Here is a 13174-nt window from a genome sequence, read left to right on the forward strand (position 1 = left end):
GCTCCCGGAGCCACTGGTTGGCCGCCTGTGTTCGGCATCCACGGGGCTCCGGCGTCCATCGCGCCCGGCACGGGCTGGCTGGTGGGAGTCGGTGCCCACGGGGGAACCGGAGAGCCATCCCCTAGCGAGCCGGGTGTCGCCTGCCAGGTGGGGGCGGTGCCGGATGCGGTCGCGGCCGCAGCGGCTCCTGGTTCCGTTGTGGAGGTCCACGGCGGGTTGGTCGTGTTGGGGAGGGGAAAGGCGTGGGTGCTGAACGGCGCGGCCTGTTCGGGGGTGGGCCAGGCCGGGTCGTCTTCCCAGGGGTGGTCGGTGCTGGAGTGCTCTCGCATCGGTGTTCCCCCTAGAGCCCGATCACGGGCGGTGACGCCTTCTGGTCGTTCGCGAATGGGTTCTCCGCGTCGTACGGGTACCGCCTGCGGTGTTCGTTGGCGTCGCCGCCTGCGCCCGCGCCCATGCCCGCACCCATGGGCATGCCGCCCATGCCTGCCCCCGCACCGCCCGCGCTCGCGGCGATGGCGCCGCCTGTGGGGGCGGCGGCGGGGCGGTTGCCGGGGTTAAACGTCTCGGTGAGGCCCACGGTGGGGCCCGCGCCCACCGGCTGGCGGGCCGGGCCGCCGTGCGGGCTCTCGTTGAGGCCGGTCGTGCCGCCGCCGAAGGGGGTCGGGGCGCCGCCGCCGGGGGTCGAGCGGACGGGCGGGTCGTCGACGGTGCCCGACGCGGTGGTGCCGCCGCCGGTCAGGTCGTTCCAGCGCTCCTCGTCCGTCGGGCGAGGGGTGTGCGGCGCGGGCTGGGGTGCGGGCACGTGCGGCTCGCGCGGCATCGGCGGGCTGGTGTCCGTGGGCTCGGTGAAGGCCGGGGTGGCCTCGTCGATGCCGATGGCCGCGCCCTCGAAGCGGCGCATGGCCTCGACCGCGACCTCCTTGAGCCGGGCCTGCTCGGCCTCGGCGTTGAACGCGCTCTCCGCGCCCGTCGCCGTGCCGGAGATCGCCGCGCCCAGCGCGCCGCCGTTGTTCAGGCCCGCGTCGGCGCCGTCCGCCGCGCGCGCGGGTGGGACCAGGGCCTCGGGCGGGAGGTCGGGCATGGCGTCCTGGACGGCCTTGAGCGCGCCAGCGGCCTCCTGGATCGGGTCGCCGATCTGGTGGGCGGTCTCGCCGAGGTCGCCGAGCCAGCGCGCGTTGGCGGCGACGTCGGCGCGGGCCTGTTCGGCCGCGTAGCCGGACCAGAAGGTCATCAGCTGCGCCAGCGCGGTCTCCAGCACCGTGGCGGCGTCGCTGACCTCGTTGCCCGCCTGGCGCCAGTCGTCGGCCAGCTGTTCCAGCTGGACCGGGCTGGCGTTGTCGGAGACCATCGCGATCAGCGCCTCCAACGTGTACGACTCCCAGTTCACCCCGCCGACGACATACCTGTCGCCGTTTCCCGCGCCCATCGCCCGATCTCCCCTCGATGGCGGCAGACGATCGCTTTCGACGATCACGCTAGCCGGTCCGACGCGCGGACGGCATCAACCGTTCCCCGCCGAACTACTCCTCGCTTCACAGTTCCGCATCGATACACGACCCGACGTACGCTCGGCTGGTGCCGAAGGTGCTCGCCGTCTCCGACGAGGTGGTGGACCAGCTCTGGACGGACCAGGTGCGCCGCCACCGGGTCGACGTCGTGCTGGCCGCGGGCGACCTGCCGTTCGACTACCTCGAGTTCCTCATCGACGCCCTCGACCGCCCGTGCGTGTTCGTGCCCGGCAACCACGACGCCGACCTCTCCGGCTACGACCGCTCCGGCAGCGGCCTCTGGACCCGCGACGGCCTGCCCGCGGAGTGGCCGGGTCCGGCGGGCGCGGTGAACGCCGACGTCCGCGTGGCCGACGTCGCGGGCCTGCGGATAGCCGGGCTCGGCGGGTCCATCCGCTACAACCGGGGCCCGAACCAGTGGACCGAACGGCAGATGGCCCGTCGCACCCGCGTCCTGCGCCGCCGGGCCGCCCTGCGCCGCCTGCGGGACGGGCGGGGCGTGGACGTGCTGCTCACCCACTCGCCACCGCGCGGCGTCGGCGACCGGGAGGACCCGGCGCACCGGGGCTTCGCCAGCCTGCACACGGCCGTCCGCAAGCTGCGGCCCCGCTTCCTGCTGCACGGCCACATCCACCCGCACGGCGAGCCCGTCCCGGACCGCGTCCTCGACGGCACCCGGGTGATCAACACCGTCGGCTACCGCATCCTGGACATCCCGGAGGCGCGCGATGTCGCGTGAGACGGGACCTCGCGGGCGGACACGTGTCGGACAGGACGGAGGGTGACCATGCCGCGCGACACCGGGTTTCCCCTGGCGGACGCGGAGAACGACTTCCTGCGCATGCGTCGGCGTCAGGTGTTGTCGCGGCTCGGGGCGTGGCTGCGCCGCGAGCCGGACGACGTCAACATCATGCTGCCGTTCGACGAGGTCGTGGCCGCCCTGGGCCGGGTCGGCGAGCGCAGGCTGGGGCTGCGGACGATCGACCTGGACTCGATCGTGGGCAGCGTCGACCGCACGCGGGACTTCGACCGGCGGTTCCGGCCCACGTCCGGACGCGCGCGCACCCGGTGGGAGCGGTTGGCTTTGGCGCAGCGCCGGGGGGAGTCGATCCCGCCGATCGAGGTGTTCCGCGTGGGCGACCTGCACTTCGTCATCGATGGGCACCACCGGGTGTCGGTGGCGCACGCGATGAACCTGCGCACGATCGACGCCTATGTCACCGAGATCATCACCCGCCTTTCCGCGGAGGGGATTCGCCGCAGGGGCGATCTCATCGTCAAGGACTACCGCCGGATCTTCCTGGAGCGGGTCCCGCTGCCCGAGGACGCGCGCGACGCCATCCGGCTGGGCGACGCGTGGGAGTACTCGGAGCTGAGCGAGGCCGTCGAGGCGTGGGGGTTCCGGCTCATGCAGGACGAGCAGACCTTCCTCGACCGCGCCACCGTCGCGCGCCGGTGGTACGAGGAGGAGTTCGTCCCGGTGGTCACCATGGTCCGGCAGGCCGGGCTGATCGACACCCAGACCGAGGCCGAGGCCTACCTCTGGGTCATCGCCGAGCGGTACCGCCTCATCCGCTCCCACCGCTGGGACGACGACGTGATCAGCGCGATCCGGCAGGGCCCTCGGCTGCCCCGCCGCATCGGCCTCTAGGGGTCGATGCGGGCCGCGACCCGCTGGAGTAAGCGGAGCAGCAGGGCGTGCTCCTCGGGCGCCAGGCAGTCGACTACCCGGGAGCGGATGGCCTCCACGTGCTCGGCCAGCCGTTGGTGCGCCTGATGGCCTTCCGGGGTGAGGGTGGCGGTGTCGAGGGTGATCCGCGCCCAGCCGCGGGCGGCCAGGTGGTCGACGTGGGGACGGGTGGTGGGGTCGTCGGCGGTCAGGAACGGGGCCAGCACCCGATCCAGGTCGGCGATGGGGGCCGGGGCGCGGGAGAGGGTGTTGAGCACCTGCCACGCCCGGCGGTCCAGGCCGGCGTCGGTGAAGGCGGAGTCGAGCGCACGGTCGACGCGCTTGATCCAGTAGCCGAGGGGTTGTGCAGTGGTCATCGAGCACTCCAGGTATATGTCTTTTTACAAAGATTGTAATATAACATCTATGTCTGACGAAGCGGTCGCGGCCGTTGAGCGCGCGATGGTCGCGATCCGCCGAAGCCAGAGCCGTCGCGTGCTCAGCCGCATGACCCCGGCCGACGGCATCGACCCCACGCTGTTCGGCGTGCTCGACGTGGTCGAGGAGCGCGCCGAGACGTGCGGCGTCGGGGAGGTGGCGGCGGCGCTCGGGGTGGATCAGCCGCGCGCCAGCAGGCTGGTGGCCCGGGCAGTCGACCAGGGCCTCCTGACCCGCACCACCGACCCCACCGACGCCCGCCGCACCCTCCTCACCCTGACCGACGACGGCCACAACGCCCTAGCCCACGCCCACGAAGCCCGCCGCGCCGTCTTCGATCAGGTCATGGCCGACTGGTCGGCGACGGACCGCCACGACTTCGCCCGCCTCATCACCCGGTTCGTCGCCTCCCTGGGCAGGGTCGTGCCCGGCGGGGACTAGCCCGGGGCGGGGTGATGCGGCTGCAAGGCGACGACGCTGTCGCCAGCGGCCCGCCCGAGGACGAGGAATCGGTGCTAGCAACGGGAAGCCACGCCGGACGCCACCACGACAACCCCGCACGCCATCGGCGACCGCGACAGCCACAGGATGACAGCGGCCGTCGCGGCCCCGACATCCCGCCGAGCGATCGGCAGGCCCAATCGGCGAGGGCGCGGCGATGCAACCGCTCGACCGCGACGGCGCGACCGGGAGCGGCGACGCGGCCCCGGCACCGCCACGACCGCCCGACGACGCGACCGGCCGACGGCGCACCAATGCAACCGGGACGACGGCTCAACCCGGGCAACCCAGGCAGGGCCTAGCCCGACACCCATGCGAGGCGAAACCCGGGCAACCCAGGCGATGGTGCGGCCCGGGCGACGGTGCGACCGGGACGACCGGCCGGACCGGGGCCACGATGTGACCGGCCGATGACGCGCCGACGCAACCAGGGCGACGGCGCAACCGGGGGATGATCGGCGCGACTGACCAACCGGGGTGACCGACGGGACCGAGGTGACCGACGGAACCGACGCGACCGACGGGACCAGGACGCCCGACGGAACCGGGGCCACCGACGGAACCGGGGCCACCGACGGAACCGGAACGACCGGGGCGACGGTGGAGCGGCGGGGACCGGGCGAGGGCGCGGCGGCCGACGGCGCGGCGGGGCCGGTGGCGGGCGGTGCGGGCACCGGTGGCGGGCGGTGCGGGCACCGGTGGCGGGCGGACTTTCCCCGCGACGGCGCGGTGGTACGTCGGGCCTACGGCGGGGCGGTGGCCGGGTGTGTGGCTAGTACGTCCAGATTTGTACTCCTCGGATGATGAAGGGGGCTGAGGGGACGTAGGTGCCGTTGCCGGGGTAGGTGTCGAACTCGCCCTCGGTTGAGCGCTCCGGGCTTTGGTAGACGGTTACCGGCCTGGTGAGGCGGTTGACGAAGGAGCGGGCTTCGAGTCCGATGGGGACGCACTCGTCGGGGTTGGTGTTGGACAGGGTTAGGCGTGCCGGGGTTCCGCGGAAGGCGGAGTCGGGCCATAGGCAGAGTTCGCCGGGTTCGCAGAGGGTGGCTGCGGATGCGGGGGTGGACAAGGTTGCCAGTGCTACCACGGACAGCACGGCGATCATGAATGCACGCATGGGTACCTCCTGGGTCCGGGACGCCCCGGGGGTCGGGGTGTCTCCGGAGTCCAGGTTGCCTGGTTCGCGCCGAGGGGCGCGGAAGTTATCCACAGGCTGACATCGAGGTCGGGTCGGAGAGGCAGTCGGCTAGGTGGTGAGCGCGATTCATGGGTCGGTGGCGTCGCTCAGGTCCCTCCACAGGAGCAGGTGGTGCAGGCAGGCCTAGGGCCCCGGCCAGCGGGAAGCCAGGCCGGGGCCTCGGATCGGCGAGTCCGGGTTGTCAGGGCTCGGGATCAGCGAGTCCAGGCCGCTGGGGTCGCGGGGTCGGCGAGTCCGGGCTGTCAGGGCTCGGGATTGGCGAGGCCGGGTAGGGGGCGGTCGGTTCTTGGCAGTCGGGTCACGGGGCGGGTGGCGTCTCGGGGAATAGGGGCTGGGTCAGTCGGCGTAGGTGAAGTTGCGGCCGTTGTGGGGGTCGAAGAGGTGGATCTTGTCTGTGTCGAACCAGATGCGGGCGGGGTGGCCCTCCTTGGCCTGCGACGACGCTGACAACCGGGTGATGATCTGGGTTCCGTCGGCGCTCAGGTCGGAGGCGCCTGCGTCGGCGGCGAGTTCTTCCAGTTCGGCTGATGTCGCCATCTCGCCCTCCAGGGTGAAGTAGGCGAACTTGTCCGAGCCCATCGACTCCAGCACATCCACGGTGGACTCGAAGGTGGCTCCGCCGGACATCGCCGTGTCGTCCAGGAGGGTGGCGTCCTCGAAGTGTTCTGGGCGCAGTCCCATGATCACCTCGCGGGGGGCGTCGGCGTCTTCCAGCAGGGTTCGGATTCGGTCGGTCAGGGGGAAGTTCCCCAGGGGGCTGGAGACGCTGCTGTTCTCCAGGCGGGCGGGGACGAAGTTCATCGACGGTGAGCCGATGAACCCGGCCACGAACAGGTTCACCGGCTGCTCGTAGAGGAACTGGGGCGAGCCGATCTGCTGGACCAAGCCGCCGCGCATCACCACCACGCGGTCGCCCAGGGTCATGGCCTCGGTCTGGTCGTGGGTGACGTACACCGTGGTGGTGCCCAGTTTCTTCTGGATCTTCGCCACCGACGTGCGCATCTGCACCCGCAGCTTGGCGTCCAGATTGGACAGGGGCTCGTCCATCAGGAACGCCTTCGGGTCGCGCACGATGGCGCGGCCCATCGCCACGCGTTGGCGTTGGCCGCCGGAGAGGTTGGACGGGCGGCGGTCGAGGTGTTGGGTCAGGTCGAGGATGCGCGCGGCCTCGTCGACCTTCGCCCGGACGGTCTTGTCGTCGACCTTGGCCAGACGCAGCGGGAAGGCCATGTTCTCCCGCACCGTCATGTGCGGGTACAGGGCGTAGGACTGGAACACCATCGCGATGTCGCGGTCCTTCGGCGCGCGCTCGTTGACCCGCTCGCCATCGATGCGCAGCTCGCCGGAGGTGATGTCCTCCAGGCCCGCGATCATGTTCAACGTCGTCGACTTCCCGCACCCCGACGGGCCGACGAGGATGATGAACTCCCCGTCGGCGATCGTCAGGTCCACGTCGGACACCGCGAGCGCGCCGTCCGGGTACTGCTTGCTCACCTTGTCCAGAACGATCTCAGCCATGGCTTCAGCCCTTCACGGCGCCGGACGTCAGCCCCGCGACGATGCGGCGCTGGAAGAACAACACGAACACGATGATCGGGATGGTGATCACCACAGCTGCGGCGGAGATCGTCCCGGTCGGGTCCTCGAACTGCGACGACCCGGTGAAGAACGACAGCGCGGCGGGCACGGTCCGCGACGCCTCGGTCGAGGTGAGCGAGATCGCGAACAGGAAGTCGTTCCAGCAGAAGATGAACACCAGGATCGCCGTGGTGAACACCCCGGGCGCGGCCAGCGGCGCGATGACCCGGCGGAACGCCTGCGCGGGCGTCGCGCCGTCCATCTTCGCCGCCTTCTCCAGCTCCCACGGGATCTCCCGGAAGAACGCCGAGAGGGTGTAGATCGCCAGCGGCAGCGCGAAGGTGATGTAGGGCAGGATCAGGCCGGGCCAGGTGTCGAACAGCCCGAGCGAGCGCTCCATCTCGAACAGCGGCGACACCAGCGACACCTGCGGGAACATCGCGATCAGCAGCGACACCCCGACCAGCGCCCGCTTGCCGGGGAACTCCAGCCGGGCGATGGCGTACGCGGCCATCGTGCCCAGCACCACCGCGATCAGCGTGGAGATGAGCGCGATGCCGATCGAGTTGCCCAGCGCGCGCAGGAACGTCGTCGTGCTGAAGATGTCGGCGTAGTTCTGCAGCGTCCACTCGCGCGGGATGAAGTTGCCGTCGGTGAGCGTGGCGGGTGTCTTGAACGACAGCGACACGATCCACAGCACCGGGACCAGCGCGTAGATGACGACGATGATGTCGAGCAGTGTCCACCGGGCCTTGGCCCCGGTCGTCATGGCGGCCATCAGCGTCGCCCCCGATCGTCGCTGCCCGGCGCCGCGGTGCCGAACACCTTGACGAAGATGAACGCGATCAGCGCCACCGCGACGAAGATGAGCACCGACATCGTCGAGCCGATGCCCAGGTTCAGGCCTCTGATCAGGTTGCTGTAGGTGATCATCGAGACCGATGAGGTCTCCTGCGCGCCCGCTGTCAGCACGAAGATGTTGTCGAAGATGCGGAACGCGTCCAGCGTGCGGAACAGCAGCGCGACCAGGATCGCGGGCTTCATCACCGGCAGCATCACCTTGGTGAAGCGCTGCCAGGCCGACGCGCCGTCCATCGACGCCGCCTTGAGCAGGTCCTCCGGCACCAGCGCCAGGCCCGCCATGAGCAGCAGCGCCATGAACGGCACCGTCTTCCACACCTCGGCGAGGATGATGATGGCCAGCGCGGGCGCCCGCTCGGTCAGCAGCGCCGACTCGGGCGCGACGAGTTCGGCGAGGTAGCCGGTGTCCTGGGTCCAGGCGTAGCGCCAGGAGAACGCGGCCACCACCGTCACGATGCCGTACGGGATCAGCGCGACGGTGCGCACCAGCCCGCGGGCCACCAGCGTCCGGTGCATGATCAGCGCGAGCGCCATGCCGAGCACCAGCTCGATGACCACGGAGATGACGGTGATCAGGCTGGTCACCCAGAACGCGTTCCACCAGTACCCGTTGGACAGAACGGTGATGTAGTTGTCGAACCCGATGAACTCGCGCTGGTCCGGGAACCGCAGGTCGTAGCGCTGCAGCGACAGCCAGATCGAGTACGCGATCGGATAGCCGGTGACGGCCACCATCACCAGGGCTGCGGGCGCGCAGAGCAGCCAGGCGAGCTTGCGCTCGGCCCGCTTGCCCTCGCTCACCTTCTGCCTGCGCGGCGGATCGGCCGGTTGGGTCGAACCAGGAGGCGGGACGACCGTCTGGCTCACGGCAGGACCCCCTTCGAGTCGAGGGCGTTCTGCACCTCGCGGCGCAGTCGGTCGGCCGTCTCCGGCGGGTTGATGTCCCTCGGCGGCGACAGGATCGTGGAGATCAGCGTCGAGACGTTCTGGTAGGCCGGGGTGAGCGGCCGGATCGCCGCCTTCTTCAACTCCGCCAGGATGGTCTCGCGCATCGGGTACGCCTCCTCCATCTCCGGCTCGGCGTACACCGACTCGATGGTGGGCGGCACGCCGGAGTTGATCGCGGAGAACTTCTGGCTCTCGGCGCTGCGCAGGCACTTGGCCGCCTCGAACGCCTCCGCCTTGTGCTCGGAGTAGGCGCTGACGGCGAGGTTGAACCCGCCGAGCGTGGCCGTGCCGGTGTTGGCCGGGTCGAGCGCGGGATAGGGCGCCCAGCGCAGGGTCTCGATCAGCTCGGGGTTGGCCTCGGTCATCGCGGCGTACACGTAGGGCCAGTTGATCTGGAAGGCCGCGCCGCCGTCCTGGAACGCCAGGCGGATGTCGTCCTCCTGCGCGTTGGACAGCGACGGGCTCGACACCGGGGACACCGCCAGGTTCCGCAGCGCCTCCAGCGCCTCGACCGCGCCCTCGTCGAACACGGCGCGCGTGCTGTCCTCGGAGAGGATCCGCCCGCCCGCGCCCTCGACGAGGGTGTTGAACTGCACGACCAGGCCCTCGTACTGGGCGCCGGTCATGAGGACGGTGTGCGGCTTGCCCTGGTCGCGCAGCCGCTCGGCCATCTGGAGCATCTCGGACCAGGAGCGGGGCGGCTCGGGGGTCAGGTCGGAGCGGTACCAGAGCAGCTGGACGTTGGTGTTCTTCGGCGCGGAGTAGAGCTTGCCCTCCCACATGGCCGTCTGGAGTGGACCTTCGAGGGTGCCCGCCTCGACGTCGGCGCGGTCCGCGCCCGTCCACTCCTGGATCCACCCGGCCTCGGCGAACTCGGCCACCCAGGTCACGTCCAGGCCGAGGACGTCCATGTCGGTGTCGCCCGCGGCGAGCCTGCGCACCATCTGCTCGCGCTGGGCGTCCGCGGTGCGCGGGAGGGTGTTGAGCGCGATGACGTAGCGGCCGTCCGCCTCGTCGGTGCACCTGGCGACGACCTGGTCGAAGTTCTGCTCGGTGGAGTAGTACACGTTGATCGTCAGCGGGCCGCCGTCCGACCCGCAGGCGGCCGAGGTCGCCAGCACCGCGGCGCACAGCACCGCGGGGAGGCGACGGCGGCCGGGGGGATGCTTCATCGCCCTGCCTCCTTCCGACGGACACGTCGTGGAGGCGTGCACCGCGACGTGCCGCCGGTGCACCCGGGGAGCCGCGCGCACCGGTCACCCGAACCTAGATCCGGTGATCACCAGCCGCAATTCGACCGGTCGCGCTGCCCCGTTCGGCCTAGCTGGGGCGCATGGCGAGCTTGGCCAGCAGGTCCCGGCCGCGCTCGGCGTTGCGCGGCTGCGCGAGCACGTCGTAGCGGCCCGCGACGAGCTGGGTTGCGGAGGCGAAGTCGCGGGTGCGGGTGCTGGCGTAGCCGACGGCGGCGAACACCAGCCCGAACACGACCCCGGCGGCGAGGCCGACCAGGATCGGCGCGAACGAGGCCTGCTGGGTGCTGAACAGGCCGAGCAGCAGGCCCACGAACAGGCCGAACCACGCTCCCGACAGCGCGCCGGTGCCCAGGACCTTCGGCCAGCTCAGGCGCCCGATCACCCGCTCGACCAGCATCACGTCGACACCGACGATGGTGACCTCCTCGACCGGGAACTCGTTGCCCGCCAGGTGCTCCACCGCCCGGTGTGCCTCTTGGTAGGTGGCATAGGACCCGATCGGCCACCCGGTGGGCGGCGTCGGGACCTTGGGCAGGCCCTGGTTGCGGCCAGAGCCGGAGAACGCACCGGTCATACCCCCATAGTGCCAAGTGGCCACGACCGGTGCGAACCCGATACCGACTACGTGATGACGCTGGCCACCACGGCGCCGTCGGCGTCGTAGGCGGTCACCCGGACGTCGGCCAAGCCGGTGGGCGCCCAGTCCACGGGGTAGACGAATCGGACCAGGTAGGTGCCGTTGGCGACGACGGCGTCGGCGCTGCGCCCGTCGGAGGCGACCGTGACGCGCGCGATCCGGTCGTCGAGGACGCGGCCCGCCACGACGCGGGCGCCCCGCCTGCCCAGCGCCCGCTCCCCGGCGCTGGAGGTGGCCAGGTCCAGGGTCACCGCGCCGGGCTCGTCGTCGCGCCCGGACCCGAAGCTGGCGAACCCGCCGTTGTAGTGGCCCCCCGCGTCGACGTCGCAGTGGACCATCAGGCCGTTCCCGACGATCAGGGCCAGGCGGCCCGCGTCGTCGTCGAGCAGGTTGCGCAGCCGGACGGTCTCGGGGGTGTCGCTGATGCCGGGGGTGGACGGGGTGGCGTCCGAGCCGAGCGCGGACAGGGCGCAGCCCCGCTCCATCGCGCGGACCTGCTCGGAGGAGAGCCCGGGGAACCCCGACGACGGCGCGTTCGTGAGCGGGGTCGAGGTCGTGGTGATCCCGGGCTGGGTGGCGGTGCCCACCGGCGCGGCGCGCTCGGTCGGCACGATCCACACCGCCACCGCGACGGCCGCGGTCAGGCCGGTGGCGGTGGCCAGCGGCGCGACCCAGCGCCGTCGCGGCGGCTCGTCGACGGCGGTGACGATCGCCGCGCGCATGCGGCTGTGCCGGTGCGGGGGCAGGTCGCGGGGTGGGGGCAGGTCGATCATGCGGTCTCCTCGGTGGCGAGTACGGAGACGGCCGGCGCCGCGAGCAGGCGCCCCAGGCGGGCGCGGGCCTTGCTCACCCTGGCCCGGACGCTGCCCTCGGCGATGCCCAGCACCGCGGCGGCGTCCGCGTAGGACACCCCCGACCACAGGCACAGCGCCACGGCCTCGCGCTGGGCGCGGGGCAGTTTCGCGACGGCTGTGGCGACCTCGGCCATGCGGCGTTGGTCATCGATGCGCCCCGCGACGTCGTCGGCGTGGTCGGGGACGGGGTCGTCGGCGGGGACGCGGGCGGCCAGGCGCAGCCTGCGGGCGAGCGAGCGGCGGTCGGCGCGGACCACGTTGGTGGCCACGGCCAGCAGCCACGGGAGCACGGAGTCGCGCTGGAGCACCACCTGGTCGCGCTTGCGCCAGGCCAGCAGGAACGTGCTCTGGGTGTGGTCCTCCGCTGCCGCCCACGACGCGGTCAGCCGGAAGCAGTGGTTGTAGACCGCCTTCGCGTGCCGGTCGAACAGCACGGCGAAGGCGGCGCCGCTCCCGGCCGCCCACAGCTCGCTATCGGTCGTCATACCCGGATGTGCCCGCCGGGCGGCCGGGTGTTGCCTACCCGCGCGACTTGTACTCGCGGAGCAGGCCGCGGGAGATGATGGTCTTCTGGATCTCGCTGGTGCCCTCGCCGATGAGCAGGAACGGCGCCTCGCGCATCAGGCGCTCGATCTCGTACTCCTTGGAGTAGCCGTAGCCGCCGTGGATGCGGAAGGACTCCTGGGTGACCTCGGCGCAGTACTCCGACGCGATCAGCTTGGCCATGCCCGCCTCGACGTCGTTGCGCTGGCCGGAGTCCTTCAGCCGGGCGGCGTTGACCATCATCAGGTGCGCGGCCTCGACCTTGGTGGCCATCTCGGCGAGCTTGAACGCCACGGCCTGGTGCTCGGCGATCGGCTTGCCGAAGGTGCGCCGCTGCTGGGCGTACTCGACGGCCAGCTCGAAGGCGCGGATGGCGATGCCGCAGGCGCGGGCGGCGACGTTGACCCGGCCGACCTCGACGCCGTCCATCATGTACGAGAAGCCCTTCCCGGGGGCATCGCCGAGGATCTTGTCCGCGCCGATCCGGAAGCCGTCGAAGACCGCCTCGGTGGTGTCGACGCCCTTGTAGCCCATCTTGTCGATCTTGCCGGGGATGGTCAGGCCGGGCGCGACCTCGCCGAAGCCCTCGGGCTTGTCGACCAGGAAGGTCGTCAGGTTCTGGTGCGCCTTCTCCGCGCCCTCGTCGGTCTTGACCAGCAGGGCGATGAGGTTGGACGAGCCGCCGTTGGTCAGCCACATCTTGGCGCCGTCGATGACGTAGTCGTCGCCGTCGCGGCGGGCCCTGGTCTTGATCGCGGCGACGTCGGAGCCCAGGTCGGGCTCGGACATGGAGAACGAGCCGCGGATCTCGCCGGTGGCCATCTTCGGCAGGTAGTGCGCCTTCTGCGCCTCCGTGCCGTGCTGCTTGAGCATGTGCGCGACGATGAAGTGGGTGTTGATGACCCCGGACACGCTCATCCACCCGCGCGCGATCTGCTCGACGACCAGCGCGTAGGTGAGCAGCGACTCGCCCAGGCCGCCGTACTCCTCCGGGATGGTCAGGCCGAACAGGCCCATCTCCTTCATGCCCGCGACGATGTCGGCCGGGTACTCGTCGGCGTGCTCCAGCGCCTGCGCGTGCGGGATGATCTCCTTGTCCACGAAGTCCTTGACGGTGGACAGGATCTCCTGCTGGACGTCGGTGAGACCGGCGGTCTGGGCGAGGCGGGCCATGCGGGCTCCCTAT

At 71.3% G+C, this 13174-nt stretch carries 14 protein-coding genes; 3 read left to right on the forward strand and 11 right to left on the reverse strand.

All coding sequences use genetic code 11. The features are described 5' to 3' along the window. Nucleotides 1–340 precede the first annotated feature (340 nt). Entirely contained in the window at nucleotides 341–1426 is a 1086-nt protein-coding gene (locus IEY98_RS00510) for a PPE domain-containing protein (RefSeq protein ID WP_189208296.1), read from the reverse strand. Nucleotides 1427–1575: 149 nt separating this feature from the next. On the opposite strand from IEY98_RS00510, the gene IEY98_RS00515 reads away from it, so the two are divergent. Both IEY98_RS00515 and IEY98_RS00520 read left to right on the forward strand, forming a co-directional pair. Further along, nucleotides 1576–2247, forward strand: a complete 672-nt coding sequence (locus tag IEY98_RS00515) for a metallophosphoesterase family protein (RefSeq protein WP_189208297.1) — start codon at nucleotides 1576–1578, stop codon at nucleotides 2245–2247. A 48-nt stretch (nucleotides 2248–2295) separates the two neighbouring features. After that, nucleotides 2296–3159, forward strand: a complete 864-nt coding sequence (locus IEY98_RS00520) for a ParB N-terminal domain-containing protein (RefSeq protein WP_189209949.1) — start codon at nucleotides 2296–2298, stop codon at nucleotides 3157–3159. Here IEY98_RS00520 and IEY98_RS00525 read toward each other — a convergent pair. Then, nucleotides 3156–3554, reverse strand: a complete 399-nt coding sequence (locus IEY98_RS00525; RefSeq protein ID WP_189208298.1) for a MarR family winged helix-turn-helix transcriptional regulator — start codon at nucleotides 3552–3554, stop codon at nucleotides 3156–3158. The two genes, IEY98_RS00520 and IEY98_RS00525, sit on opposite strands and share 4 nt — an antisense overlap. 49 nt (nucleotides 3555–3603) lie before the next feature. Here IEY98_RS00525 and IEY98_RS00530 point away from each other — a divergent pair, with 49 nt between their 5' ends. Continuing rightward, nucleotides 3604–4056: a MarR family winged helix-turn-helix transcriptional regulator gene (locus tag IEY98_RS00530; RefSeq protein ID WP_189208299.1), complete on the forward strand. Its 453-nt coding sequence runs from the start codon at nucleotides 3604–3606 to the stop codon at nucleotides 4054–4056. A gap of 832 nt (nucleotides 4057–4888) precedes the next feature. Here the strand turns inward: IEY98_RS00530 and IEY98_RS00535 are convergent. The 9 genes from IEY98_RS00535 to IEY98_RS00575 all read right to left on the reverse strand — a co-directional run bounded on the left by IEY98_RS00535 (nucleotide 4889) and on the right by IEY98_RS00575 (nucleotide 13161). Continuing rightward, nucleotides 4889–5233 carry a peptidase inhibitor family I36 protein gene (locus IEY98_RS00535; RefSeq protein ID WP_189208300.1) on the reverse strand — a complete coding sequence of 115 codons (345 nt, stop codon included), beginning with the start codon at nucleotides 5231–5233 and terminating at the stop codon, nucleotides 4889–4891. Between the two features lie 417 nt (nucleotides 5234–5650). After that, complete coding sequence (locus tag IEY98_RS00540) at nucleotides 5651–6832, reverse strand: ABC transporter ATP-binding protein (RefSeq protein ID WP_189208301.1); 1182 nt, start codon at nucleotides 6830–6832, stop codon at nucleotides 5651–5653. A 4-nt stretch (nucleotides 6833–6836) separates the two neighbouring features. After that, entirely contained in the window at nucleotides 6837–7670 is an 834-nt protein-coding gene (locus IEY98_RS00545; RefSeq protein WP_189208302.1) for a carbohydrate ABC transporter permease, read from the reverse strand. After that, on the reverse strand, nucleotides 7670–8554 hold the full coding sequence (locus IEY98_RS00550; RefSeq protein WP_229786722.1) for a carbohydrate ABC transporter permease: 885 nt from the start codon (nucleotides 8552–8554) through the stop codon (nucleotides 7670–7672). Before IEY98_RS00550 ends, IEY98_RS00545 begins: the two co-directional genes overlap by 1 nt. A gap of 62 nt (nucleotides 8555–8616) precedes the next feature. After that, nucleotides 8617–9873, reverse strand: a complete 1257-nt coding sequence (locus tag IEY98_RS00555) for an ABC transporter substrate-binding protein (RefSeq protein ID WP_189208303.1) — start codon at nucleotides 9871–9873, stop codon at nucleotides 8617–8619. Between the two features lie 148 nt (nucleotides 9874–10021). Further along, nucleotides 10022–10528 carry a YflT domain-containing protein gene (locus tag IEY98_RS00560; protein ID WP_189208304.1) on the reverse strand — a complete coding sequence of 169 codons (507 nt, stop codon included), beginning with the start codon at nucleotides 10526–10528 and terminating at the stop codon, nucleotides 10022–10024. Between the two features lie 47 nt (nucleotides 10529–10575). Next, complete coding sequence (locus IEY98_RS00565) at nucleotides 10576–11364, reverse strand: hypothetical protein (RefSeq protein ID WP_189208305.1); 789 nt, start codon at nucleotides 11362–11364, stop codon at nucleotides 10576–10578. Next, nucleotides 11361–11930 carry an RNA polymerase sigma factor gene (locus tag IEY98_RS00570; protein WP_189208306.1) on the reverse strand — a complete coding sequence of 190 codons (570 nt, stop codon included), beginning with the start codon at nucleotides 11928–11930 and terminating at the stop codon, nucleotides 11361–11363. The genes IEY98_RS00565 and IEY98_RS00570 overlap by 4 nt, the downstream gene beginning before the upstream one ends. Before the next feature lie 34 nt (nucleotides 11931–11964). After that, nucleotides 11965–13161: an acyl-CoA dehydrogenase family protein gene (locus IEY98_RS00575; RefSeq protein WP_189208307.1), complete on the reverse strand. Its 1197-nt coding sequence runs from the start codon at nucleotides 13159–13161 to the stop codon at nucleotides 11965–11967. Nucleotides 13162–13174 lie beyond the last annotated feature (13 nt).

It is taken from the genome of Actinokineospora fastidiosa (assembly GCF_014648415.1).
GTDB lineage: Bacteria > Actinomycetota > Actinomycetes > Mycobacteriales > Pseudonocardiaceae > Actinokineospora > Actinokineospora fastidiosa.

What these genes read in the sequence shown, in the direction of transcription:
- IEY98_RS00560 (WP_189208304.1), bottom strand. Translation starts at nt 10,528, where the DNA reads ATGACCGGTGCGTTCTCCGGCTCTGGCCGCAACCAGGGCCTGCCCAAG.
- IEY98_RS00570 (WP_189208306.1), bottom strand. Translation starts at nt 11,930, where the DNA reads ATGACGACCGATAGCGAGCTGTGGGCGGCCGGGAGCGGCGCCGCCTTC.
- IEY98_RS00555 (WP_189208303.1), bottom strand. Translation starts at nt 9,873, where the DNA reads ATGAAGCATCCCCCCGGCCGCCGTCGCCTCCCCGCGGTGCTGTGCGCC.
- IEY98_RS00575 (WP_189208307.1), bottom strand. Translation starts at nt 13,161, where the DNA reads ATGGCCCGCCTCGCCCAGACCGCCGGTCTCACCGACGTCCAGCAGGAG.
- IEY98_RS00530 (WP_189208299.1), top strand. Translation starts at nt 3,604, where the DNA reads ATGTCTGACGAAGCGGTCGCGGCCGTTGAGCGCGCGATGGTCGCGATC.
- IEY98_RS00520 (WP_189209949.1), top strand. Translation starts at nt 2,296, where the DNA reads ATGCCGCGCGACACCGGGTTTCCCCTGGCGGACGCGGAGAACGACTTC.
- IEY98_RS00525 (WP_189208298.1), bottom strand. Translation starts at nt 3,554, where the DNA reads ATGACCACTGCACAACCCCTCGGCTACTGGATCAAGCGCGTCGACCGT.
- IEY98_RS00545 (WP_189208302.1), bottom strand. Translation starts at nt 7,670, where the DNA reads ATGGCCGCCATGACGACCGGGGCCAAGGCCCGGTGGACACTGCTCGAC.
- IEY98_RS00535 (WP_189208300.1), bottom strand. Translation starts at nt 5,233, where the DNA reads ATGCGTGCATTCATGATCGCCGTGCTGTCCGTGGTAGCACTGGCAACC.
- IEY98_RS00510 (WP_189208296.1), bottom strand. Translation starts at nt 1,426, where the DNA reads ATGGGCGCGGGAAACGGCGACAGGTATGTCGTCGGCGGGGTGAACTGG.
- IEY98_RS00565 (WP_189208305.1), bottom strand. Translation starts at nt 11,364, where the DNA reads ATGATCGACCTGCCCCCACCCCGCGACCTGCCCCCGCACCGGCACAGC.
- IEY98_RS00540 (WP_189208301.1), bottom strand. Translation starts at nt 6,832, where the DNA reads ATGGCTGAGATCGTTCTGGACAAGGTGAGCAAGCAGTACCCGGACGGC.